Annotated in this window: 22 protein-coding genes and 1 pseudogene; 11 read left to right on the top strand and 12 right to left on the bottom strand. The window is 59.1% G+C overall.

All coding sequences use genetic code 11. The features are described 5' to 3' along the window. Positions 1–41: 41 nt before the first annotated feature. The 6 genes from FZ046_RS01095 (at position 42) to FZ046_RS01070 (ending at position 4226) form a co-directional block, all read left to right on the top strand. The gene (locus FZ046_RS01095) at positions 42–608 is read left to right on the top strand and encodes a hypothetical protein (RefSeq protein WP_125939855.1); all 567 of its coding nucleotides are present in this window, start codon (positions 42–44) and stop codon (positions 606–608) included. A gap of 214 nt (positions 609–822) precedes the next feature. Beyond that, complete coding sequence (locus tag FZ046_RS01090) at positions 823–1434, top strand: HTTM domain-containing protein (RefSeq protein ID WP_125939854.1); 612 nt, start codon at positions 823–825, stop codon at positions 1432–1434. A 152-nt stretch (positions 1435–1586) separates the two neighbouring features. Continuing rightward, complete coding sequence (locus tag FZ046_RS01085; protein WP_246182878.1) at positions 1587–2078, top strand: GNAT family N-acetyltransferase; 492 nt, start codon at positions 1587–1589, stop codon at positions 2076–2078. Between the two features lie 50 nt (positions 2079–2128). Beyond that, a complete protein-coding gene (locus FZ046_RS01080) occupies positions 2129–3268 on the top strand; it encodes a hypothetical protein (protein ID WP_070356174.1) in 1140 nt (379 codons plus the stop codon). Positions 3269–3396: 128 nt separating this feature from the next. Beyond that, positions 3397–3615, top strand: a complete 219-nt coding sequence (locus FZ046_RS01075; RefSeq protein WP_070356173.1) for a helix-turn-helix domain-containing protein — start codon at positions 3397–3399, stop codon at positions 3613–3615. A gap of 86 nt (positions 3616–3701) precedes the next feature. Next, the gene (locus tag FZ046_RS01070; protein ID WP_125939853.1) at positions 3702–4226 is read left to right on the top strand and encodes an NUDIX hydrolase; all 525 of its coding nucleotides are present in this window, start codon (positions 3702–3704) and stop codon (positions 4224–4226) included. Here FZ046_RS01070 and FZ046_RS01065 read toward each other — a convergent pair. Continuing rightward, positions 4207–5991 (bottom strand): hypothetical protein, encoded by a 1785-nt coding sequence (locus FZ046_RS01065; RefSeq protein ID WP_125939852.1) that lies wholly within the window; start codon positions 5989–5991, stop codon positions 4207–4209. The genes FZ046_RS01070 and FZ046_RS01065 overlap by 20 nt on opposite strands. Before the next feature lie 475 nt (positions 5992–6466). On the opposite strand from FZ046_RS01065, the gene FZ046_RS01060 reads away from it, so the two are divergent. Continuing rightward, a complete protein-coding gene (locus FZ046_RS01060) occupies positions 6467–6685 on the top strand; it encodes a helix-turn-helix domain-containing protein (RefSeq protein WP_070356172.1) in 219 nt (72 codons plus the stop codon). Between the two features lie 177 nt (positions 6686–6862). On the opposite strand, the gene FZ046_RS01055 is transcribed toward FZ046_RS01060, so the two are convergent. Further along, on the bottom strand, positions 6863–8083 hold the full coding sequence (locus FZ046_RS01055) for a sensor domain-containing phosphodiesterase (RefSeq protein WP_083298594.1): 1221 nt from the start codon (positions 8081–8083) through the stop codon (positions 6863–6865). Between the two features lie 126 nt (positions 8084–8209). Further along, positions 8210–8491, bottom strand: coding sequence for a hypothetical protein (locus tag FZ046_RS01050; protein WP_125939851.1), 282 nt, complete (start codon positions 8489–8491; stop codon positions 8210–8212). A gap of 1558 nt (positions 8492–10049) precedes the next feature. Here FZ046_RS01050 and FZ046_RS01045 point away from each other — a divergent pair. After that, positions 10050–10931 carry an NmrA family NAD(P)-binding protein gene (locus FZ046_RS01045; protein ID WP_083298593.1) on the top strand — a complete coding sequence of 294 codons (882 nt, stop codon included), beginning with the start codon at positions 10050–10052 and terminating at the stop codon, positions 10929–10931. A 55-nt stretch (positions 10932–10986) separates the two neighbouring features. Here FZ046_RS01045 and FZ046_RS01040 read toward each other — a convergent pair whose 3' ends face one another. The 5 genes and pseudogenes from FZ046_RS01040 to FZ046_RS28255 form a co-directional block, all read right to left on the bottom strand. After that, complete coding sequence (locus FZ046_RS01040) at positions 10987–11649, bottom strand: TetR/AcrR family transcriptional regulator (RefSeq protein WP_083298592.1); 663 nt, start codon at positions 11647–11649, stop codon at positions 10987–10989. Positions 11650–12173: 524 nt separating this feature from the next. Further along, on the bottom strand, positions 12174–12947 hold the full coding sequence (locus tag FZ046_RS01035) for a SigB/SigF/SigG family RNA polymerase sigma factor (RefSeq protein WP_070356412.1): 774 nt from the start codon (positions 12945–12947) through the stop codon (positions 12174–12176). Beyond that, on the bottom strand, positions 12944–13264 hold the full coding sequence (locus FZ046_RS01030) for a hypothetical protein (protein WP_070356413.1): 321 nt from the start codon (positions 13262–13264) through the stop codon (positions 12944–12946). The genes FZ046_RS01035 and FZ046_RS01030 overlap by 4 nt, the downstream gene beginning before the upstream one ends. Before the next feature lie 522 nt (positions 13265–13786). After that, entirely contained in the window at positions 13787–14827 is a 1041-nt protein-coding gene (locus FZ046_RS01025) for a GGDEF domain-containing protein (protein ID WP_125939894.1), read from the bottom strand. A 971-nt stretch (positions 14828–15798) separates the two neighbouring features. Beyond that, a pseudogene (locus tag FZ046_RS28255) lies at positions 15799–16331 on the bottom strand (PP2C family protein-serine/threonine phosphatase). A gap of 224 nt (positions 16332–16555) precedes the next feature. Here FZ046_RS28255 and FZ046_RS01010 point away from each other — a divergent pair. Further along, positions 16556–17791, top strand: coding sequence for an IS256 family transposase (locus FZ046_RS01010; protein ID WP_070356446.1), 1236 nt, complete (start codon positions 16556–16558; stop codon positions 17789–17791). Positions 17792–17809: 18 nt separating this feature from the next. Here the strand turns inward: FZ046_RS01010 and FZ046_RS01005 are convergent, their stop codons facing one another. Then, the gene (locus FZ046_RS01005; RefSeq protein ID WP_170292377.1) at positions 17810–18403 is read right to left on the bottom strand and encodes a PAS domain S-box protein; all 594 of its coding nucleotides are present in this window, start codon (positions 18401–18403) and stop codon (positions 17810–17812) included. 1096 nt (positions 18404–19499) lie between these two features. On the opposite strand from FZ046_RS01005, the gene FZ046_RS01000 reads away from it, so the two are divergent. Together FZ046_RS01000 and FZ046_RS27590 are read left to right on the top strand one after the other, a co-directional pair. Further along, positions 19500–19844, top strand: a complete 345-nt coding sequence (locus tag FZ046_RS01000; RefSeq protein ID WP_083298647.1) for a histone-like nucleoid-structuring protein Lsr2 — start codon at positions 19500–19502, stop codon at positions 19842–19844. 502 nt (positions 19845–20346) lie between these two features. After that, positions 20347–20622 carry a TMEM175 family protein gene (locus FZ046_RS27590; protein WP_211372260.1) on the top strand — a complete coding sequence of 92 codons (276 nt, stop codon included), beginning with the start codon at positions 20347–20349 and terminating at the stop codon, positions 20620–20622. Positions 20623–21139: 517 nt separating this feature from the next. Here FZ046_RS27590 and FZ046_RS00990 read toward each other — a convergent pair. From FZ046_RS00990 to FZ046_RS00985, 3 genes are all read right to left on the bottom strand, one after another. Continuing rightward, on the bottom strand, positions 21140–22375 hold the full coding sequence (locus tag FZ046_RS00990; RefSeq protein ID WP_070356446.1) for an IS256 family transposase: 1236 nt from the start codon (positions 22373–22375) through the stop codon (positions 21140–21142). A 459-nt stretch (positions 22376–22834) separates the two neighbouring features. Beyond that, entirely contained in the window at positions 22835–22975 is a 141-nt protein-coding gene (locus FZ046_RS27200; RefSeq protein WP_170292376.1) for a hypothetical protein, read from the bottom strand. 163 nt (positions 22976–23138) lie between these two features. Next, positions 23139–23474, bottom strand: coding sequence for a histone-like nucleoid-structuring protein Lsr2 (locus FZ046_RS00985; RefSeq protein ID WP_149484168.1), 336 nt, complete (start codon positions 23472–23474; stop codon positions 23139–23141). Between the last annotated feature and the right edge of the window lie 51 nt (positions 23475–23525).

The following is a 23525-nucleotide window of genomic DNA, read 5'->3' as shown; positions in this document are numbered from 1 at the left end:
AGCGCGATTCTTCAGCGCAGCACGCGCGGCTAAGCCGAACGATGGAGGCGGCATTGATCGTCGTCTTCACGTGCTGGACTGTTCTCACGGTCTTGAATCAGGTCGACAATCAACGAATTAACGACGCAATTCATCGTCATGATCCGCTCAACCTGATCCCCAAGTGGACGTTCTTTGCGCCTCGGCCAGGCCGAAGCGATTACCATCTACTGTACCGAGAAGTGACGCCCAAGATCGGCGTCAGCGGTTGGACTGAAGTACCCATCGTCAGCCGCCGTCAGCTGAGCCATGGCCTGTGGAATCCTGGGCGACGTAGGGCAAAGGTCGTCATTGACAGCGTCAATTCGCTAGCACATCAACTGGAGCGACTTCAGGCTAGCCGTCCCGATACGCCAGAGTACGAGCTGAGTGAACATCTCCTCATCTCCATTCCTTACCTTGTGCTGCTCAATATCGTCTTGAACGCATCCGAGCAAGCACCAGAAGCAGACGCATTTCGTCAATTCGTCATAGCGGAAAGGTTAGGCGGACGCGACGACGACGCCATCACGGTGGCGCTGTGCTCACCGCTTTTCTCATGCGATCCGGACAACACCGTCCATGTCTGACGTCGCTGGCGTTTACCATTCGACTGCGGTTGTCTTCGGTCTCGGTCAACTTGTTGCGTCTGCGGAAGTACTCTTCCTGCACGCCAGCGGTCGAGTTGAGCGATATCTTCCTTGGCGGATTGTGCGCTTACGAGTGCGAAGCGGCTCTCTCGGAGAAGCAAGTTCTCGCACTCTCGTTCTCGACGCGCTATATAGACCAAAAATGATCATTACGGTGGCAGCTGCGCGAGTAGTTGCTTCGGGGGGCATGATGCTGGTGTCTCCCTTCACTAGCTACTTCACAGCGAGCATTGCGGTTCTTACAGTGGCGATGCTGTACCAGTCGTACAGATCATCCATGGGCACCGAAGGTTCCGATCAGATGTTCGCGATCATCGCAATCGCGCTACTGCTCGGCGGCAACGCCTTTGCGTCGCCTCTTGCCGCTAAAGTGTGTCTTGCATTCATCGTCCTGCAGGCCGTGCTGTCCTACACCACGTCGGGTATAGCAAAACTCATCTCGCCAATCTGGCGGTCGGGATCTGCTCTGCCGGCTGTCCTATCCACGCACAGTCACGGCCTGCCCGCGTTCGGCCGGCTCCTAAGCAAGCATCGAAATGTTGCTTTGTTGGCTAACTGGTTCGTGATCGTCTTCGAAGCGAGCTTCGCCCTGGCCATAGTGTCTCCGAATTTGGCTCTGCTGTATATCTCCGCCGGTGTCGTGTTGCACGTCTCAATCGCGTATACGATGGGCCTCAATTTGTTCCTTTTCGCTTTTACGGCAACGTACCCCGCAGTGTTTTGGGCAGCCGAGAGCCTGCGTCTCCGAGAAATGTTGCTTTCCTAAAGAGTCCTTGCAGAAGATGTTCTGCGCTCAGGCAGTAGGGCTTCATCGAATCTAACAAGCTGCGCTACTTGTATGTAGACAGCCGCATGCGTAGCATCGCCGCAACTATGGAGAACGCCAAAACAACGAATCGGTCACTTAGCATCAGGGCGTTGGCGGATTCTGACGTGCCGCAAATTATCGCGGCATGTGCGGATTGGTCAGAACTGGCGCCGTACGGGCCGCCGTTTTGGCGACCCCGGAGCGCGGCGGAGCTTCGTCGAAAAGTAGCAGCAACTGCCGGTCCGCAGCCCGCTACTGAGTACACCTTCGTCCTCGAGTGCAGCGAACGCGTTGTCGGGGAGTGCTCGCTGCACGGCATCGACTGGAGAAATGGCTTCGCACAGGTCGGCGTCTGCATCTGGCGCCCGGCCGATCGTCAACGAGGGTACGGCCGCGCCGCGGTCGAGCATGCCGTCAACTGGGGCTTGAATTTCCTCGGTTTGGTCCGTCTTGAAGCGTGGGTTGTCGCGGGTAACGATCAATCGCTTGCGCTCTTCAACAAGATGGGATTCATTGAAGAGGGCCTACTGCGTAAGCGTTACTTGTGCGGCGGGAGACGTCTCGACATGCACGTTCTCGCGCTTACGGCCGCGCGCAGTTGAGCCGTCGCTATAGGCGCCTAGCTCGTATTTTGTTAAACTAGCCATAAGCAGTGGCTATCAACAACACAACATCATTGGCGTTTCGGCTTCGCAAAACAAAGGCGGCGTTGCTTGCGGTAGGTCTGATACTAGCTGGAATCCTCCTCATCATGGCGAACGGCTGGCTCTCCGGTCTCGGTCTCGGCGCGTGGTCCTGGTTGCACGTTGTTCCGCTCGGCGAACTTGGCGGTACCCTATTTGGCGCCGGCTTTCTTGGGACGCTCTTCGAGTACAGCTTTCGCAAAGATCAAGAAGCGGCGACCGTTGAGCAGTTCCGCGCCATCATTCGTGAACAGGCCCCAGCCATGCGCGATGCTGTGATCGAAGGCTTCGCCATTCATCCTGAAGATCTCAAGCGAGTTGCCAACCCGCAGCTCCTTGATGACATCGCATCGAACGTCATGGCCTTGCGCCTCGGCGACGAGCAATTCGCGAGTGAGATTTACCGGGACGTCCGCGATCAAGCAATCCACGCCGCGGAGCGGTGGCATGACGTTGAAGTTCGAGTCCGTCTGTCCGACGCGCCGACACGAAACAGCGCGGCGACACCGCTCTTCGATGTGGTCGTCGAGTGGGAGTACACCACGATCCCGTCCGGTCCGATCCGTCGCTTCGCCTGCGTGTCGGATCGAGACGAGTACAACGACTTAAGACAGGATGTTCCGGCGACGTCAACCTGGCTCATGTTGCCCCGACCCGGGATGGATGCAAGCAGTCGTGAATTCTACGAGTTGCTCGAACTGTCCGTCGATGGCGAGTCGCAGGCCGTCAAGCGCACGGCTCGCAAGACTGGACAAACGTATACGGTGCACCTCGGCTCGGCTGCGCTAACGGGACGCCCTGTGCGCATCCGGCAGGTGTTTCGTACCGTGACGCCGACGTGGGGCCATCGACTCTTCTTTGAGCTGCCGCAGCCAGGCCGTAACGTGTCGTTGACGCTCGACTACACCAACACCGACATCGCCTCTATGCGCGTGAGCGATACCGTGGGCGCCTTGACGCCGCCTCAGGTGACGCAACTGCCGGCCAACGTGCCCGGACGCGTCATCTCGGTCGAGTCGCCCGGTTGGTTGCTTTCGAAGACCGGCTTTGCCTTCACTTGGACGCTGAAGACAGAACTGCCCCGCGACGAACGTCGCGAGGCAGCCTGACCTAACCCATCCAAACCTACTCGCCGCCGCTCATGCAATTCCTCTCATGGTCGCCGCAATAAGACCTGGGACGCTACATATAAGTCTGTAGACCGTCAAGTAGCGGACCGGCAACGTCTTGTTGCGTTATGGAAGGCCAGCTACAGAAGATCGTCGGCCGCAGTCTGCGCCGCTATCGACTGGAGCGTGGGTTCAGCCAGGAGGCCTTCGCCGATCACATGGGCGTGCATCGCACATACATGGGCGCCGTCGAACGCGGCGAGCGCAATCTGACACTAAGGACTCTCGAGCGCATCGCTGATTACCTCGACGTGGATGCGTTGGAGCTGATGTCGCCCGCGGATTGATTTTTCACTCGGGTTGCCGAAACAGCCATCCCGTGCAGTCGCTGGCGTTCGTCTGGTCCCAAGTACGGCGTCGGTATGGTCGATATGTGAACGAAGTTCAGAGGCCGTTCTTAGTGTCGGCGAAGCGGCGTGCCAGTCGATTCATCGTCCCCGCCTACCGAGGATGGAATCGACTTCGAAATGGAAGCCGTACTGTCGGTGCGGTGATCATTGTCATGACGTCGGACGGATATGTCTTACTTGTGCGCAACTCCTATCAATCAGGATGGGGTCTTCCCGGTGGGTTTCTGCATCGGCGCGAAGACGTGAAACGCTGCGCAGAACGAGAACTATTCGAAGAAACTGGCCTGTTGCTAAGCCTAGATGCGAAGAATAGCGTCGCCCATTTAGAGAGATCGGCGAAGAACGTCACCTTTGTGTTCGTTTACGAGTCGGATCGCCCAAGCGATAGCTTAAAGCTGCGGCGTCCGACCAAGCTCCTGGGGCGCATTGAGATACTCGGTCACGATTGGTTCCATCTTTCCAACCTCCCTCAGTTGAAGAAGGGAACAAAGGATCTCTTTAGCGCTGCTGGTTTTCACCAGTATCCGGCTATTCAGGATCTCCGCTAGCCATAGCTATCACGCCATGATAGTAGCGCGTAGCAGCGATGTGCCAGCATGAGAAGAGCGACACGACAAAGGCTGCAAGCCACCAGGTGACGGTGACCGTTGTCGATAAGGCTAAGCCGATGGGAACGGCGCTACTAGCAGACACTACGGCGCAACCTCCCACTATTGCACGGAGGTTTCTCAGCAGACGAGACACAAATTGGTGCTCGTTCTGTTGAAGGAGTATCAACGTATATACGGACGGCGCAATCATGATGATCGTGACGATCGATCCCGATGACCGAGCTGCCAGGTCGATCAAACCGTATTCACTGTCTTGTCCCGATGATCTGGCCGTGGCGAGACCTATGAAGTGGCTGGCGATGCCCGTGAGCAGCAAGCCCATAGTCAGAAGCGCCGCATAGAAAGCCTGCTTGAGAAACGACTGGCTGCTCGGGAGAACACGGACACCAACGCTCATGGCGGCTTCGTTATCTGTCTGGTTATTCACGTAGCCGGCGACCCAGTTGTCGACAACTTGAGTGACAGCTTCTGGTGCTTCGAGGTTGCCATCAATGGTAATTGTGTGTGGGAGCGCTCTGGCTCCTTCGGGAATTGCCAGCCGGTAGTGTTGACTGCCGAACAGGCCGAGGTTCGTGTTCGTGGAGATGAGTCGGTAGCATCCCGACAATTGAAGCCGTGCTGATCGGCCCACGATATCTTGATAGCTTGCGTAAGCCACGCCGCCTAAGAATCTGTTCCTGTTACGCCTATTGCGATAACCTACCGTCGATACGATATAAATTCCGTAGATCGCCACGGCTGACACAGCAGTCGCTACCGCGTCGTTAACGTTCAAGAAGATTGACGTCAGGCCGCAGACCACGACGGTTGACCACAATTTTCGCGACCCAGGTTGTTGGCCACTCTGAAGGAAGTATGAATCATCGGCGATGGGCTCGGCTGCGGTAAGCACCATGCGTGTCTTTATGACGTGGCTAGAAGCAAGAGGGACAGGATTGAATACTGTTATCGCAACAAAATTGTCGAGATAGTCGCTCGCTATCTGGCAGAACACTGCGACCTCATGTGAAGTAGCTGACGTCACCAACTTGTTGATCACGTCGTAGAGGCCGTCCACTGCCGCTTCAACATCGTCCGTTACGAAGCTGTCCAATTCAAGGGTTTGGTCGTGCGTGTTTCGATTCAGCTCCTGCCATAGAGCGCTGTGGAGTGCGCTATGTCTCTTGCATGAAGCGACCGTATAAAGCGTATCAACGACGCTCGGCTCGATTGTCTCGATCGGCAATCCGAGTTCGATCAGCTGTACGACCATAACGCCCATCGCCGCATGCACATTATCCAAACTAGAAAGGACGGGCAGCGGATGCGTATTGAATTCTGCATCGAAGTCGCCGAGCAGCTGCTTCGGTACCGCGGGAAGAGGCAGGTGAACCTCGGACGAAGGTTCTATTCCTATTGACGACCTGAGCGCTTTCAATGCGTGACCGTCTATTGTGAGGCTTGTCCTGGCCTCGGTGATCTTGGCGCTCGAGTTAAGTATCTCGATCGTGTCGATGCGACGATCTAGCCAACTGAAGCTCCCGTCACGCAACGCCTTGAAGTACTGTCCAAGGATACGTAAAAATGAAACTTCTCGGACGAATTCAGTCTCGTCGCTGTTGCTCTCTGGCGAGGCGTCGAGCCTTCGCCTTCTCAGCCATATGAAGATAGTGTTCAACTGGACGAAGTCGTGCTCCGTTTGACACGACGAGTGCTTCACCACGTACCTTCACCATTCTGGCGGAAGCCTCAGAACTCTTAGGTGCCCGTATCTTTGACATCAACAGGCCCAAGCGACCAGTGGCTCGTACATGAGTATTCGGCGGCGGCGCGCGCTCGATGGCGGGTGCGCCGACCGTTGGCCATGGATAAGTGTCTTCTTCATAACGTTCTTTCATATTGAATTATATACATATTTGCTTGTTCGTGTCGATCATATCACTTGATGCAATTCAACGAGTACGATTTGATCGTACACCGAATGCTTGAGCGGACGGTAGGAAAGCTCGCGTGGTGGACAGGGTGAGGAAGCCAGCGTCATTGGTGTCGAATGGTGTGGATACAGTTCGCCAAATCCCCCATGGCGCGGATGCTTCCGGCACAATCACGCGACGTCCATGCCTCCTTGCGGCGCGCATGGCAGCTACATATAAGTCTGTAGACCGTCAAGTAGCGGACCGGCAACGTCTTGTTGCGTTATGGAAGGCCAGCTACAGAAGATCGTCGGTCGCAACCTGCGCCGCTATCGACTGGAGCGTGGGTTCAGCCAGGAGGCCTTCGCCGATCACATGGGCGTGCATCGCACATACATGGGCGCCGTCGAACGCGGCGAGCGCAACCTAACCTTGAGGACCCTCGAACGTCTCGCCGAGTTCATGGGAGTGGATCCGCTTGAACTGCTGCATGACGACCGGTGACCATTACCGGTGCAAGGCACTGTGTGGTCGAGACGACGGCGTGTTCGTGATTCGCTCGATCAAGCGCGGCGGAGGACACGGCGCGTCGAGATGATCGGCAGTGCTTTCAACGGTGATAACGAGAAATCTTGTCATTCGCGGATTGAGCAATGTGTTTCAAGGATAGGGCTGTCCGCGCTATCCGATGCGTTGCATTAGTAGCCGAGCCGCTGAAGAGATGATGGACCGGTCGTGCGTAACGGCGAAGTCGAACATGCGCTTATCGTCCGACTCAAACGTCGTTTCGACTTCACGTGCGAGAATCGCTGAGGAGGTATGTCCACCGATAGCTATGACAATCCACTCGCGAGTGAGGGGATCGCCCGCGCAGAGTTCCACCCCGCGCAGTGCGGAATCGGACACTCGTAGCGATTCGCCAAAGACTGCCACCATGGGGCATGTTCGGGCAAGCGCAGAGTAGTTTTCCATTGTGCGGCCTGTAAAAAATCGATCATGCTGCACACCGGCGAAGACGATGAACGCGTCAGAGGCGCACAAAATGTTCTTCTCTACGGCGCGAGAAAATGCTAGGAGCAGCTGTTTTTCTGTGGCGCGCACAAGCGAACTTGAGCTGACACAGTCGAAAGGCGTCACCGCTTGCCCGACGTCACTCCTGGGCCGTACTGGCATGATCCAGTCCGTTGACGTCGAAGTAGTCACAGAAGGTTGCGGCGTGCCAAAGAAATAGCCCTGGCCGAGATCTGCTCCGATGGCGAGAGCCCGGTTCAGCTGTTCAGATGTTTCTATACCCTCAGCAAGCAGGACGACATCGGAGCGTTCGCGGTAAGCAAGCACCGCTGTCAGCGTCCGCGCTTGCTCGATATTCGGAAGCCGCTGAATTAACCGCAGGTCAAGTTTGATGATATCCGGTTGAACGATATCCAGTAAGGAGCACGAGTCCCGTTCGGCGCCAACGGCATCGAGTGCCAGGGCGAATCCGTCAGCGCGGAAAGAATCGATCTTGGCGACGAGGGCCCGCGGGTTCTTTAAGAGACTGCGCTCAGTGATCTCGAACATGATGCGGTAACGCTCAGCGGCGGAGGCTAGCAGTGGATTGTTGCGTGTTGTGACCGGCGAAGTACAGGCCTCGGTGTTAATCGACAGCACCGACCCTTCAGGCAATGCGTTCACCGCGGCGTTCACGGCTCCTTCAATGCACGCCCTGTCGAATCCGTCGACGGTATCGAGTTCACTCGCGCGCTGAATGACCGACGTCGGGTTGACACCGTCGAACGCCGGCCAGCGCGCGAGGGCCTCGTAGCCAATCACGCACTCATCGGGCAACGATACGATCGGTTGGAACACTATCGAGAGGCCGTCGCCTGCTGCCGCACGCGTCAACTGAACAGACCCGTTCATTGGGCCCCGTATGCGATACCAGCGCTGGCCATAGTGTAACCGTACGACGCCAGCGCGTGAACTAAGCGCTTTTTGAAGCGGAGTCCGCTTTCAAGGCCGTGATAGACCTAACGCGTCGTCGCTGTTTTACGTCTGCACAAATAATGCACGAGTGGAGCCGCGAACAACACGCTGGCGTCGAGTGATGCGGTCGATCGCGCACGCCAATGCGGCACCCCATGCCAAAAGGGTCGTGCTCAGCCCCGCCGTGCCGAGGGGCGGCTGATGTTCAAGAAAGCCGACGGCAGTCGTGATGAGTGCGACGACCGCAAGAAGAAGCAAAGCCATCGCCGACTTGTCCATTCCTTCTTTGAGGAAGTATGCGCTGGCGAGCACTCGCCGCGCCTTCGACATGCTCGTTCCGCTCATGCGCTCGCGCATACCCATTTGGGCTGAGAGCGAAGCAAACGAGGCGCGTCCTCGTCCTCTTGTGGGTGAGCGCCAGGTCGCCGATTACGGCGCCGGCGGTGGGGACACTTCCGATGTTGGCACCTCGGAAGGTGGTGGCGGCGGTGAAGCGACCTCTGTCGACGATTCCGACGGCGGGCTGGGCGCTACTGGCTCGACAGACGGAGCTTCTGTACTTGGCATAGCCGGTGTCGACTGTGGGGGAATGGCACCATCGAGCGGAGCCTCGGTTGTCGCAGGCGCCGGTGAATCGACCGTCGTCGCGGGGTCCTCGGCCGCCTGTGGTGTCGACGAAACGGCTTGCGGTGATTGGACTGCCACTTGGGATGTCCTTCCTCCACGAGACGGGGTCACTGATGATGGGGTGCCTTCGGGCGTCGGTACCAAAGAGCGAGCGGCGATTGTGCTTGAGGTCGCCCGCTCCAACGATGCAACCGGCGGCACGTTTGATTGGCGAGCAGCGGTCGACGACGCCGAGAAGACAGTTGTAGATGGATCTGTTTCTGACGTCGGTTCGACACCGTCAGAGGTCTTCAGCGACAATGTGGTCGCGGCCACTACAGCGATTGCAAAGACGGCGGCACTCAGTCTCTTCAGACTCCTCGAGGTTGAGGTTGTGTCATCGTTTGCAACCGATCTGAGTGCGGCGCCACGCGCAAGCGTGACAGCTGCCTCGGAATGGCTCAGTACGTGACAACCAGACGCGTCCTCTAGATGCGTCTTGCGGCTAATGATGTCGGACTTGGCTGCATCATGAACGGTGACGGCAATCGGGCTCCTGGTCGTGTCATGGCGGTGAGCGACTTTGTGTGATTCGCTGACGTGGTCACACGCGCGGCAACCAAAGCCGTCGTTCGTGCCCGAGCTGTCAGGCGAATCGTCGGGGAAGACCGGACACAGTGTGACGTCGCGATGTTCGCCGTACAGAGCCACGCTGGCCGCTTCTTCGGCTTGCACGACTGTCGCATTGATGCCCTCGAGTCTCAACGCGTTGGCCAGGCGCCGTCCTTGCTCTGCGCCCTCGGGCGTCCACGTCACTGAAACGTGGGTCAATGATGTAAGTGAATGGTTGTAGCGCCTCAGAGCCGTAGAGAGGGCGCGCAGCACACGGCTGATCCCCTCGGCCGGCTCAACGTTCAAAAGGTCGCGTGCGATGACCGTCGTAATGCCACCTCGCTCTTCGATCAGCGCAAAGGCGACTGACAGCGCCGTCACTGCAACGCCGACAACCTCCCGACATGCGCCGGTTTTCGCGCCGCTGATGGAAGAATCGCGCTCGGGTCGTTGAACGCGGAGTCGTTGCTGCGTCATCGTGGCGGCCACCGTACCCGCAATCGTCGTTGCCTACGCGTGTCTTTGCCAAGGCGGGATCATTTGGTTCGACGCCGTGTCACTTCCCGCCAGGGCAGGTCGGCAGCTGGCAGCCGAGACGCAAGGAGGCTGAGAGTAGCGGCGAGGCGAGCAGGCGTAGCCTAATGACTCGACGGCAAACTGCGGTTGCTCTCTAGGAGGGCGTCTCTTGCTTCTCATCACTGGTCCTTCGGGCAACGTTGGTCGACACCTGGTTGAGGTGCTCGTCCGTAACTCAGACATGCCGATCCGAGTGGCTGCGCGCCATCCAGAGAAGCTTGAATTCGTCAGAGCAAGAAGCGTCGAGGCTGTCACTTTCGATTTTCGCGACAGAGCTACGTGGTTAGAGGCGCTACGAGGTGTTACGTCGTTATTCTTGCTGTTCCCGCTTCCGAACAATCGGGATGCTCGCGAGGCGATCATCCCTTTCGTTCAGGCGGCCGAACGGTCGGGCTGCACTTACGTCGCCTACATCTCTGTCATAGGCGCAGAGAAGGCCAGGTTTCTTCCTCATGACCAAGTCGAAGTAGCCTTAAGAGACAGCACCATGACGTGGACAGTTCTGCGGTGTGGTTTTTTCATGCAGAATCTGCATCGCTCGATTTCCACCCACGGCTTTGACATCGTCGTCACCGGCAAGCTATTCGTGCCAGCCGGGAATGGTCGTACTACTTTTCTAGACGCGCGGGATGTAGCTGAGGTGGCAGCATCGGTGCTGACGAAGCCTGACAAGCACCAAGACGTCATTTACACGTTAACCGGACGCGAGGCGCTCACCATGACAGAAGTCGCACAGCTGCTGACAATTGCGCTTGGCAAGCCAGTCCGTTACACGAAGCCAGGAGTCGTACGATTCGCACGACGCCTACGCCGGCGCGGCGTCGGCACGGACGTTATCGCTTTCATGGCGGCTGTTTATACTCTGACGCGCCTCGGCTTAAACGCCACGATCAGCGCTGACATCGAAGTGCTCCTCGGGCGGGAAGCGACGTCCATGTATCAGTTCCTCGACGAAACCGTGTGGAGATGGCGTGAACGCCTTTGGACGTGAGCTCCCGACTTTCATTCGGAGATCATGGTGCCTCGTCTTGCGAAGGAGCCAAGTCCTACATGCTCCACAGGGTGCCGCCGAGCAACTTGCTTAGCGCAGCGCCGACACCGGGAGCTTGCGGATCGTCGAGCGACGCGATATAGAAGCTAGTGACGCATAGGACGAAGCAAAGAGCTTCGACGGGTAAAGCGTCGACATTCGCTATCTCACTTCTCATGAGGGCGTCTTGCGAGTGCTGGTAAGTGAAAGTCCGAAGCAATCTCAGAACCGATTCGCTTCTAGGGAAAAGGTCAGGCTGTCGCTGGTTCTCGATAACGGCCGTCAACAGACACTTAACAGCGTCTCGATCGTTGGTTCTTTCCTCGAGCGCTCGAACGAAAGTTGTGATGACGTCCTGCAGCGTCCGATTCTCGTTGGCGGAACTCTCTTCGATCAGAGACTGCAAAAGGGAGATGCTGTCAATCTGAACTGCTTCGTACAGGTCAGGCTTGTGCGGAAATGTATACCTCACGGCCGGACGCGAGACGCCGCTTCGTTCAGCGATCAGCTGGTTGGTGGCTCCGAGGATTACTCGTTCAACGATGCATTGACGTGCGCTGTCGATGATCTTCTGTCTCGTCGTCCGGCTATCCTCGCCGCCTGAGGTACGACGTCGACGCCGGCCGCTTGCATTGGAGTGGCCATGTGAGTCGTGTGTCGCCTTCATCGTGGTCGTCACCACCTTCGAGGAACAACGGTTCTCCGACGACTCAACCGTGCATTGCGTCGCGACGCAGGGCGCGCCAAGACCGGCAACTACCGATTCGTCGCTATCAAGCGGAGTTAGCAACTACACGTGCAGTTACTACATATGGATACCGAACGACGGTACGCTTAGATGAGCTGCTCCGCACACATTCGAGGCGATACGTGGCGAACGATCAGTTGCATTGCCGCGGCAGCGGCGGCAATATAGCCAGAACTGCGCTCGTCGGCTCGATCCCCCTCATCGGCCCGGCGTCGACTGTCGAGCCCTTGGCTGCAAGACTGCCACGACGTCATGGCAACACCGATTGAGAAATGCGCACGGAGGAAGCCGAGATCGGTGGTGTGGTTTGGAGTCGCCAGAAGCGACGTCGATGATCCGCCGTTGTACGAGCGGGTTAGATCGCCAATGTCGACGCCGCACGCCGACATTGCTGCTCGGCCCGAACAAGGGCAAATTCGACTTCAAACGGGGGAGCGGCTTGCGTTCAGCGAGCGCTAGAGTTGCTCACGCAGCGTTGCAAGTGTCCGAGACAGGAGCCGCGACACTTGCATTTGCGATACACCGATACGTTGGGCAATCTGGGACTGCGTCATGTTGTCGAAGAAGCGCATCAACAAGATGGCCTTGTCTTTCTCCGGTAGCGCCGCGATGAGCGGGCGGACCGTCTCAACGTCAAGAATCCGCTCGTAGCGGCTATCTTCGAAGCCCAAGGTTTCACCAATGGTTTGGCCGTCATCGTCTGTCCCCATCGGTTGTTCAGCGGACAGTGATCGGTATGCCCGCATTGCCACGAGACCTTCAACGACCTCTTGACGATCGATGTCAGTGTATGCGGCGATCTCGCTCGGTGTAGGTGCTCGGTTTAGCTCGAGCGTCAAGTCCTGCTCGGCCATGCGCAATCGGACACTGAGATCCTTCAAACGGCGAGGTACTTTAACAGCCCATCCGCGGTCGCGAAAGTGGCGGCGAAGTTCACCCATGATCGTCGGTACTGCGAAAGCAAGGAACGGAGTGCCGGAATTTACGTCATACCGATTCACGGCGTTGACCAGTCCAATGTGGGCCGTCTGCAGCAGATCGTCATCGGATTCGCCGCGATTTCGGTAACGGCGCGCGATGTTGCGCGCGATTGGCATGCAACGTTCGATGATTTTGTCGCGTTGCCGCTTATGGGCGGCGGTACCCGGCACGTGCTCCTGCAGTATGCGGAACATGTCGGGGACATCGCTATAAGGAATGTCACTGTCTTCAGAGGCGGTCATGTTCATCGTCGCTTCGAAAAGATGACCATGAAACCACGATGGGGGCCGGTGAGCGTGGTGCGGTGGTATTCGGCCAGGGTTTCGGTGAGCGCCGTGAGTAGGTGCCACGCGACGGATCTTTCACTCAAAAGGGAGCCATCGAAGTGGCCTCGGGTGTGCACGTCGATCTCAATTCGATCGCCATGGTCGAGCAACGAGAGCCGAATGGGAGGATCGTCGACGGCTGCCGACAATTTGAGTGCGGCGCACGTCTCCGCAACAACGAGTTGAAGGTCTGTCGCAGCGATGTCGTCAAGACCAACCGTCCTTGCCACAGCAGCCATGAGCGAACGTGCCCTTCGAAGGCCTGAAGTGGTGGCTGCGAAGGTCATGACAAGAGGCCCGTGGAAACCCGGCCTGGCGGCGTCGAGCAAAGAAAGACTCCATGTGGATTATTGGGCCGCGGCCATCTGCACGCAGCGCTACGTGCGCGCCGAGTTGCTCCAGCGCGTTACGGAAGGACGAAGCAGCTGACTGGCAGCTTTGAAGTCGGGACTTAGTATGCATCGTGATGCCGATCAGCTCAATGTGATGCTGACGGCAGCGTCAACCCGATGGCGGTGTGGCGTTGTCGTCATCCGTGGACTGGCGCGACGTACCAGGTCGGTTCGCCTTCATTCGGGCGGAAGCGTGTTGTTGCCACGAAACGCATGCTCTGGCCGTGCGCGCTGAGGCCCGGTGACGGGGCTAGTCGCAAGTGCTTCAGCCGCGAAGAACGCGCGATCAGCAGTTGACTAAGCACTCGGGTTCAGCGTCGGCAACCCGAGTGGTGGCCGACGTTGCTGTGTGGCCGCGCAGCGAGCGACTTAGCGTCGATGAGCGGCCTCGTCGAAGTTCATCACTATGTCGCCACCGGCTGCTTTGGCGACGTACATGGCAGAGTCCGCTTTTGCGACGAGCGCGTCGATCAACTGCCCGCGGTCTTGGCCGTCTAGGGCAGCTAGTGGCATGCTCGCAACACCGATACTCGCTGTGAGACCGTGAGGCGTGTCCGACACTGCCGCGCGGATGCTCGAGGCGAGGGCCGACTCAGGTGAATGAGAGACCTCCGCGAGGAGGAATTCCTCTCCTCCAGAACGAGCAGCGATGATGTCGTTTCCGGCGCATCGGCGAAGGGCTTGGCCGACGTCGACCAACGCTCGATCGCCCGCGGCGTGACCGTGGTTGTCGTTCACAGACTTGAAGTCGTCGAGGTCCACCATCGTCACGACGAAGTACCCGTTCAGGTGCTTGCCAGCTTCCTCGAGCCGACGCCGAGAGTAGCGGTGGAAGCCGCGTCTGTTCAAAAGGTCGGTCAACGGATCGAGATCTGAATGAACGATGTCCGTAGCCATCAAGCGCAACATGACCCCAAGCGCGAGCGGCGCTCCGCAGCCGAGCGCCACCAGTGCTGCGAGCTGACAGCCCGCCAGGACGACGTCACCGTCCCTGTGATAGATCTCTGCGACAAGCGACAGGCTGACGATGAAGGCTGCCAAGACGGTCATCGTCACGGCTTTGGCGCAGTGGAAGACGGCGCTGAAGCAAGCGAGCACCACGAACGTAAAGCATCCTGTCAAGCCGATGTTTGGATTCGCTTGTGCGAGACAACAGCCAGACACGCATCCGTTAGCGGCGACGACGAAGATGCGGGATGCGAGGCGGGGTGGCCACGCGATCATCCACCAGAACCCCATGGCTAGACCTATCAATGCGGCCACGCATTCGATGGCGCGAGGTAATGGCATCTGGGGACCAGACGGGCTCAGGAGCATTGCACCAGCCACCGAGGAGAACAAGGTGACGATCGCGCCGATCGAGACATGAGTCGTACGCAATGTCCGGCGCTCGATGAGGTACTGGGTCAACCACCCGAAGTGGTCCGGTTGGCTCCACCACCGTTGAATCGACCGCACAAGACGTAGCCTTTCAGCCTCAACAGCGGACGGGCAATGTCTCGCTGACTATAGCAAAACCGGTTCGCTGAAGTTTGCTAGAGATGTAGACTCATCCCGCTTCCATCGTTGGAGTCCGTCGCAGGTGTTACACCGGATGAGTCGATCTGGTAGTTCACAACTATGTGGCGCGCAACTAAATCTCGAGTCTCATCATGATTACTCAGCGTTTGGCGGTGTGATGCTCCGGGCAAACAGTCGTCAACCCGAAGTAAGCGGACGTAACTTGAGTAGGAGGTAGGAGTTGCAGCCACGCAAGGGCAGTTACGACTTGATGGTTGCAAAATTCGCTGCGCTACGGCGGCACCATTTGCAGCTGTGCGATGACGTCGAAATGATGTTTCTGCGAGCAGAGTATGCGACTGACTATTCACTACTGCACCGTGAGACCGTAGTCGGACCAATCACTGGGGCTTGCCGCCACATAAAGCGCCAGGCTGCTTTGCTACCGTGGTATGCGCAGGCTCCCCATCACTTGCCAGACGTCGCGAGCACTATCCGCGATTCAATCGACATTTGCCGATTGGCTACAGCATCGGTCGCGATCGCAGAAGCGAATGTGCGGGCTCAAGTGCCATGGGAATGTAGTCTGACGACAGCTTGCTTGAAGGTAATCAGCGGCGTTCGTTTTCTACTCGCAGGTGACGAAGATTGGCGAATCGTCGATCTTGCGCTCGACTCGCTCGAAGTCAGTTCCTTGGCCCATGACCGAATGCTCCTCAACTCACCGCGTAGTCGCCGGGCCCTTAAGCGATTCACGAACGCAGCGTCGTCCATCGCTCAACGCAGAGTGAGTGGTCCTTGAGGTGATCGTTCGACTTCTACGCGCGCGACCGAGCGCTTCTTTCGAAGGAGTCTGACGACGCGGCTGCCGCAGGAGTGCGTTAAGAGACTCCCAGCGCGAGGACCGCAACGTTGTCATCGACGCCGTCCCCAAAACCATCAAGCAACCGGCGAAGTGAGTCCACGATTTGCGCGGCGGAAGCTGGCCCGTGCGCTCTGGTGAACGCAATGAGTTCTGTGCCGTCTTCGTCGAAGCGGTGCCGGCCGTTGCCCGTACGAGCCTCTGTGAGGCCGTCTGTATACAAAAGAAGTGTATCGCCAGGACTTAGATGAGTTGAAGCGAACCGAACTGGGGATCGGAGGCAATGCCGACAGCATTCCCGCGCAGAGCCGACAACTGACTTGCCGTCCCTGCCCGCCGGAGCAATATCGGTGGCAAGTGGCCACCCGTGGTCATCGTGACGTCAAAACCATCGGCAGCTCGCGTGAGGACACCGAAAACCACTGTGCAGAAAGTGGCTTGCTGTCCGAGGTACTCATGCATGCAGACGCTGTTGAGGTTGTGCAGCACTTGCACGGGCTCGTCATTGAAAACGGCGGCAGCACGAAGCGAATAACGTGTTAACGACGTCACCGCCGCAGCTGCAGCGCCCTTGCCGCAAACGTCGCCAAGAAAGAACTCCCAGCAGTCGTCACTCAACGGGAACAAGTCATAGAAGTCACCGGTTGCGTCCACCAAGGTGGTGTACGAGTCGGACCTGATCAGCGGTACCGGCGTGTCGTAGCCGAATGATTGAAGGTCATCGCGTGATTCTTCGAGAGACCGACCAAAGTTTCTCGAGCAAAGGAACCGACGCGATGACCACTGCCCACAATATCGACCTGCCCACCGTGCTGGCCGAACGACTCACCACCGCCCATCCCGACGTGCTGCGCGAGCTGCTCGCCACATTCATCCACACCCTGATGGGCGCTGAGGCCGACGCCCTGTGCGGCGCCGGATACGGCGAACGCAGCACCGAGCGCACCAACTCCCGCAACGGCTACCGGCACCGCCAATTCGACACCCGCGCAGGCTCATTGGATCTCGCGATCCCGAAGCTGCGCCACGGCTCCTACTTCCCGGACTGGCTGCTGGAACGCCGCAAACGCGCCGAACGGGCTCTGACCACGGTAGTCGCGACCTGCTACCTGCTGGGGGTCTCGACGCGGCGGATGGACAAGCTGGTGGAGACCCTGGGGATCACGTCGCTGTCGAAGTCCCAGGTCAGCGTGATGGCTAAGGAACTCGACGCCGCCGTCGAAGCCTTCCGCACCCGGCCCTTGGACGCCGGCCCGTACACGTTCGTGGCCGCCGACGCCCTGGTGCTCAAGGTCCGCGAGGGCGGGCGGGTGGTCAACGTGCACGCCCTGATCGCGGTCGGGGTCAACGCCGAGGGCCATCGCGAAATCCTGGGTATTGACGTCAGTACCGCCGAGGACGGAGCGGGCTGGTTGACGTTCTGGCGGTCGCTGACCGCCCGCGGCCTGTCCGGGGTCAAATTGGTCACCAGCGACGCCCATGCCGGGCTGGTAGCGGCCATTGGGGCGACGCTGCCCGGGGCGGCCTGGCAGCGGTGCAGAACGCATTACACGACCAACCTGATGGCCGTCACTCCCAAGTCGTCGTGGCCGTGGGTCCGGACATTGTTGCATTCGGTGTTCGATCAACCAGACGCTGAATCGGTTGCTGCGCAATATGATCGGATCATCGAGGCCCTCGCGGACAAGCTCCCCAAGGTCGCCGACCACCTGGAAGAAGCCCGGGCGGACCTGCTGGCGTTCACTGCGTTTCCCAAGCAGATCTGGCGCCAGATCTGGAGCAACAACCCCCAGGAACGCCTCAACAAGGAGATCCGCCGACGCACCGACGTCGTCGGCATCTTCCCCGACCGAAACGCTCTGATCCGCCTCGTCGGCGCCGTCCTGGCCGAACAACACGACGAATGGGCAGAATCGCGGCGCTACCTCGGCCTCGACGTCCTCAGCAAATCACGCACCGTCAACGACACACCGACAGAACAGGAGGCCACCCCAGCGGCACTGACCGCCTGACCCAACTACCTCGAAGAATCACACGACGACGTCGTACACCACGTCCCTGGACTTGACCAAGTCACCCCCGACATCCGCTGTGGACGCGGCGTGAAAGTAGGCACTTGCCTCGAGACCGGCAGGTGGGCACAACGCCGACGGTACAAGCGAGCGGCGCAGCGTTCCAGCCAGCAGCTCGACTTGGCGACGTTCATCATCCGCACGACGCTGCGCCTCCAGCAGCTCACGTTCGTACGACCGACGGTCGCGCGCATCGTCGAGTGTGAAGCGTAGTTCAACGATGTGGTCGAAGCTGTCCCGACTCCCAGCCGCTGCGAGGTACACCGGAAAGGCGTCACCGTCGGCGTGGCGAAGGTCGACGGCTACTCCGGCCATTGTCGGATTCACCTCAATCAGCGATGCGAAGTGCGTCTCGAAGTGGATCCGGCTACCGACAGTCATCAGGTCGGTTAGTTGCAGACCAGTCAACTCATACGGTTGCATGCCGAGCCACTGTGCGACCGTCGCGTTGGCGCGTCGGATGCGTCGGTCTGAGGTTGTCACGATGTAGCCACATGGCGCTTCATCGAAGAGCCGCTCGAAGTCTCTCGGCGGCGAGGGTTCATCACTCACTATCGGCTCAGAGATGCCGCGATCGCGTTGGAGCTAGTCGGGGGGTGCTCACGTGAGGGCAGTGTCCATTCGTTTGATGGTGACAGGGCGGCTGTTCACGACGTGCTCATGTTAGATAGCGTCCGACTGTCGGGTACGTTCACGTCGCCTTCGCAGTCGATGATGAGCCTTCGCACCGACGCGCGCGGCGGATCGCTGCAATCGTCTTCAAAGATGTCCCTCGTATGGTCACGCAGACGCGCAGCGGTTCCGTTCGGCAGACGCTCCCGGCGAGCTGTCGTACAGACCCGGTGGCCCCGCAGCGCCCCTCCAACAGGCGCCCCTTACGCGTCCATGCGAGGTAGTTGCTTTCAAGCGAGTCGAGTAAGGCGTCGAAGTCGCGTCGTGTACCCCCGCCGCGGTAGTCATCGTCACCAATGTAGCGGGGCCGACGCTTGTCACCAGGGGGAGGCGAGTGTCGCTCGGCGATAGGCGAGGACACGGATCTCACGACCGAATAGCCAACGAAGGTACCGCGCTGGGGCCCATTGCGTCGATCTAGTGGACATCAACCGCGTACCCGTAGAGCGGAGCATAACCGTCGGCGCTTTAACGCGGTGGGGTGGTAGCCGTTCCCGAGCCGATATGGTCAAACAGTACGACACGGTACTAATCACCGAGCAATCAACGACGGGCTCTCACAGTGTCTGGTCCGAACCTAACCCGTGTGTCAGCGTAATCGGCCGACTCGCGACTAAGGGACCGTACACACGCCCGTCGTCCCGTCTCAACACACCGTCGCCGCTACAGATCGCGGGATGAGCGCATCGCGAGCCTTCCACTAGCCAACGGCTGTTCGCCGCGAACCGAGTCAGCGGATACGGACGATGAGGCCGGCGCCGCAACGCTCGAATCGAGACGCGTGGGGCTTTGGACACCCATTTACGGCGGTGATGCACTGCGGTATCGGTGTGGACGCCGATTTACGCAGGTGAAAGTTTTATGAAGTTGAACTACCGCAGAAACTGATAGGTTCGTGTCGCTCGTAACTTGCATTTAGTACCCGCGGCGTACAGTATGCGAGCACGGGGTCCAAAAGTATTTAAGGAGTGCCTTCGTGGCAGAACGAATCGTCCGCCAACTCGTCGATGACATGGACGGAACCGAGATTGCAGAGGGAAGCGGCGAACAGGTCGAGTTCGCGCTTCGTGGCGTCACCTACCAGATTGACCTGACCAAGGCGAACGTAGCGAAGCTCGACAAAGCGTTGAAGCCGTTCGTCGAGGCAGCCACCAAAGTTGGTGGTAGTCGGCGTAGTTCGCGCAAGTCGGCAGCGAAGACCGGGCCGTCACGCGAGCAGCTTGCCGCCATACGAGAGTGGGCGCGCAAGAACGGTCATGAGGTGTCGGATCGTGGCCGATTGAAGGCGGAAGTCGTACAAGCGTTCGAGGAAGCGCATTAGCTGACCGGCGCCGCTGTAGCTTGAATCGTTGGCAGCAGCGTTCCACCGAGTAACGGCGGGACCACGTCGAGACTCAAGTATAGAACGGCGCCCATGCGCGCTGCTTATTTGTGGCCTCTCGTATACAGAAGTGCTCGTCATCACCGAATCGGCAGGGTGAAGGCAAATTGGGTTCGAATGGCAGTACAGAAGCGTCTCATGCATTCGGTACAAGCCAGTAAGCGGTCGGACCGCAGTCGTAGGGGGTGCGACTACGGTCCGACCTAGTCGGTCCGACGAGGGGTGCCGAACCGCTTACTGCGAAACTACTCCGCTTTCCTGTGAACGCCGTTGGGCTCTGTGAGGGCCGACAAGCGCCACGAATCGCCCTCGGAACGGAGGGAAGATTGTGGGACACCCATCCTCAACGGCCGCGCAACGGCTGGGTCTACTCTGCTCTTCTGCGGGTGAGGCCACAGTCTAGCGACCGCCGACGCCTTGCAGTGGGGCAGAATAGCGTGCGATGAGCGACCAACTACCCGGCCTCGATCGCTTCGCCGCATTATCGGACGGCATCTTCGCCGTGATCATTACCATTATGGTCCTCGACCTCCGACCACCGGAGGACCATGACCTTCAAGCGCTCCTTCACATGTGGCCCGAAGTCACCAGCTACACGGTGAGCTACCTCTTTATTGCGGTGGTGTGGCTAAACCACCACCATGTCTTCGGATACGCGACAAAGTTGACCAACGTGCTTGCTTTCTCGAACTTCGCGACCTGTTCGCGATCTCGCTAATCCCGTTCACGACGGCGTGGTTGTCGTCGAGTCGCGTCGCCGCCTTTCCGCAGACGGTCTACTCAGCGGTGTTTTTATTTGTCGAACTGACTTACATATTGCTGATGCATGAAACGTTTCGACAGGGCTTTAGCTCGCCGGCGCAACGGCTCGCCCAGCGTGTGCACTTCATCCGTGCGTGGGTAATGGTCGCAATCTTCGCCATGGCCGCCTTCGCTGTCTTTCTCCCGCCTGGCGTCCGGTTGGCGTTGACCGCGAGTTTTCTCGCGATCCACGTCAGGGCCGACCTTGTCCGCAAAACATTCACATAGTCCCGATGGGAATCGAGCGATCCGCGGATCTGCGCAGAGAGGTACTCCGCTGTTACTCGCGCACGTTCGGCATGACGCGGCTCGAAGGGTAAAGCACTTTTCCTTCCGTGACACGGACGCAAGGGTGTCCAGCGAACGGAGGCTGCTCGGTCAAGTCCAGGGACGTGGTGTACGACGTCGTCGTGTGATTCTTCGAGGTAGTTGGGTCAGGCGGTCAGTGCCGCTGGGGTGGCCTCCTGTTCTGTCGGTGTGTCGTTGACGGTGCGTGATTTGCTGAGGACGTCGAGGCCGAGGTAGCGCCGCGATTCTGCCCATTCGTCGTGTTGTTCGGCCAGGACGGCGCCGACGAGGCGGATCAGAGCGTTTCGGTCGGGGAAGATGCCGACGACGTCGGTGCGTCGGCGGATCTCCTTGTTGAGGCGTTCCTGGGGGTTGTTGCTCCAGATCTGGCGCCAGATCTGCTTGGGAAACGCAGTGAACGCCAGCAGGTCCGCCCGGGCTTCTTCCAGGTGGTCGGCGACCTTGGGGAGCTTGTCCGCGAGGGCCTCGATGATCCGATCATATTGCGCAGCAACCGATTCAGCGTCTGGTTGATCGAACACCGAATGCAACAATGTCCGGACCCACGGCCACGACGACTTGGGAGTGACGGCCATCAGGTTGGTCGTGTAATGCGTTCTGCACCGCTGCCAGGCCGCCCCGGGCAGCGTCGCCCCAATGGCCGCTACCAGCCCGGCATGGGCGTCGCTGGTGACCAATTTGACCCCGGACAGGCCGCGGGCGGTCAGCGACCGCCAGAACGTCAACCAGCCCGCTCCGTCCTCGGCGGTACTGACGTCAATACCCAGGATTTCGCGATGGCCCTCGGCGTTGACCCCGACCGCGATCAGGGCGTGCACGTTGACCACCCGCCCGCCCTCGCGGACCTTGAGCACCAGGGCGTCGGCGGCCACGAACGTGTACGGGCCGGCGTCCAAGGGCCGGGTGCGGAAGGCTTCGACGGCGGCGTCGAGTTCCTTAGCCATCACGCTGACCTGGGACTTCGACAGCGACGTGATCCCCAGGGTCTCCACCAGCTTGTCCATCCGCCGCGTCGAGACCCCCAGCAGGTAGCAGGTCGCGACTACCGTGGTCAGAGCCCGTTCGGCGCGTTTGCGGCGTTCCAGCAGCCAGTCCGGGAAGTAGGAGCCGTGGCGCAGCTTCGGGATCGCGAGATCCAATGAGCCTGCGCGGGTGTCGAATTGGCGGTGCCGGTAGCCGTTGCGGGAGTTGGTGCGCTCGGTGCTGCGTTCGCCGTATCCGGCGCCGCACAGGGCGTCGGCCTCAGCGCCCATCAGGGTGTGGATGAATGTGGCGAGCAGCTCGCGCAGCACGTCGGGATGGGCGGTGGTGAGTCGTTCGGCCAGCACGGTGGGCAGGTCGATATTGTGGGCAGTGGTCATCGCGTCGGTTCCTTTGCTCGAGAAACTTTGGTCGGTCTCTCGAAGAATCACGCGATGACCTTCAATCATTCGGCTACGACACGCCGGTACCGCTGATCAGGTCCGACTCGTACACCACCTTGGTGGACGCAACCGGCTGCTCCCCGCTATTCCAGCTTGCGTCATCGGGTTCCCGCCGCCGGGTTCGGCTACGCCAGCAGACATTCTCAAGACACGCCTACCCGGCACATCATGATGGCGTGTCGTCAGCGGGGGTGGAGCGCAGTGTCCAAACGTCTTCAATACTGGATGCCGAGATCACGGAGCCATTTGACACATAAGCGAGGCACGTGGTATATTGCTCTACTTTTGTCGGCGTGTCATACTAGGATGGAATTAGAGAGGAGGTCAGAAATGCTAGAAAGTTTTGATGCCGGCCCGACGGCGCGCATACAGGTTGACGGGCTGGAGCGACAGCGCCTAGAGCGGATTGGTGTAACCGATCCGACGTTGCAGGATGAGGTTTTCCGAGAGATGGGTCGCGTGGTTGCGGAACTGACGGCGCATGACGCCGTTGTCTGGGTTCCGGCTTCTGATCGCCTCGGACGCGATCAGCAGCACTCCTCGACCGACTGATCCGCTAGCTACCCACGTACGTCTGGTCGACTCCCGTATCGCCGATAGGTCCAGCACTCCGATCTGTATGTGGTCGCGATTGCGAATGCCCGAGATTAGGGCGCCCGAAGCGAAGACGGGTTCGCCTTCTGCGGAGAGCGCTGACCGCTTAGCGGCGGGAAGCCGTGGCGGCGGAGCCGTTGTACGCCTCAAGAATGTGCTTCGCCACGCGGCCGCGGCTGCCAACGTCGTAGCCATTCTCCCTGGCCCATGAACGAATCGCAGTGCTCGTTGATGCTTCGAAGTACTGCGAACGATCCCGTCGGGTCGGAACGCGACGGCTACATGCGATCCACATCCTGAGCGTCTTACGTAGTTCGGCGGCGTTTCCCTTCGACAGGTCAGCCTCGTACTCGACACCATCAAGGCCAAACGACACTGTCTCGTCCGCCGTCTCTGACGGGTCCACGTCATCAAGCATTAACAGAATGCGCTTCTTTGCCACGATGCCTCCTGCAGTACTTTTGAGCAGCATGGTACTTTGGTCGGCTAGGTT

This window comes from Mycolicibacterium grossiae, from assembly GCF_008329645.1.
GTDB lineage: Bacteria > Actinomycetota > Actinomycetes > Mycobacteriales > Mycobacteriaceae > Mycobacterium > Mycobacterium grossiae.
Note: the sequence above shows the minus strand (reverse complement) of the source record. Positions and strands in the feature narration are given on the sequence as shown.

What these genes read in the sequence shown, in the direction of transcription:
- FZ046_RS01095 (WP_125939855.1), top strand. Translation starts at nt 42, where the DNA reads ATGGAGGCGGCATTGATCGTCGTCTTCACGTGCTGGACTGTTCTCACG.
- FZ046_RS00990 (WP_070356446.1), bottom strand. Translation starts at nt 22,375, where the DNA reads ATGACCACTGCCCACAATATCGACCTGCCCACCGTGCTGGCCGAACGA.
- FZ046_RS01035 (WP_070356412.1), bottom strand. Translation starts at nt 12,947, where the DNA reads ATGAACATGACCGCCTCTGAAGACAGTGACATTCCTTATAGCGATGTC.
- FZ046_RS01010 (WP_070356446.1), top strand. Translation starts at nt 16,556, where the DNA reads ATGACCACTGCCCACAATATCGACCTGCCCACCGTGCTGGCCGAACGA.
- FZ046_RS01060 (WP_070356172.1), top strand. Translation starts at nt 6,467, where the DNA reads ATGGAAGGCCAGCTACAGAAGATCGTCGGTCGCAACCTGCGCCGCTAT.
- FZ046_RS01075 (WP_070356173.1), top strand. Translation starts at nt 3,397, where the DNA reads ATGGAAGGCCAGCTACAGAAGATCGTCGGCCGCAGTCTGCGCCGCTAT.
- FZ046_RS01055 (WP_083298594.1), bottom strand. Translation starts at nt 8,083, where the DNA reads ATGAACGGGTCTGTTCAGTTGACGCGTGCGGCAGCAGGCGACGGCCTC.
- FZ046_RS01050 (WP_125939851.1), bottom strand. Translation starts at nt 8,491, where the DNA reads ATGAGCGGAACGAGCATGTCGAAGGCGCGGCGAGTGCTCGCCAGCGCA.
- FZ046_RS01030 (WP_070356413.1), bottom strand. Translation starts at nt 13,264, where the DNA reads ATGGCTGCTGTGGCAAGGACGGTTGGTCTTGACGACATCGCTGCGACA.
- FZ046_RS27590 (WP_211372260.1), top strand. Translation starts at nt 20,347, where the DNA reads ATGAGCGACCAACTACCCGGCCTCGATCGCTTCGCCGCATTATCGGAC.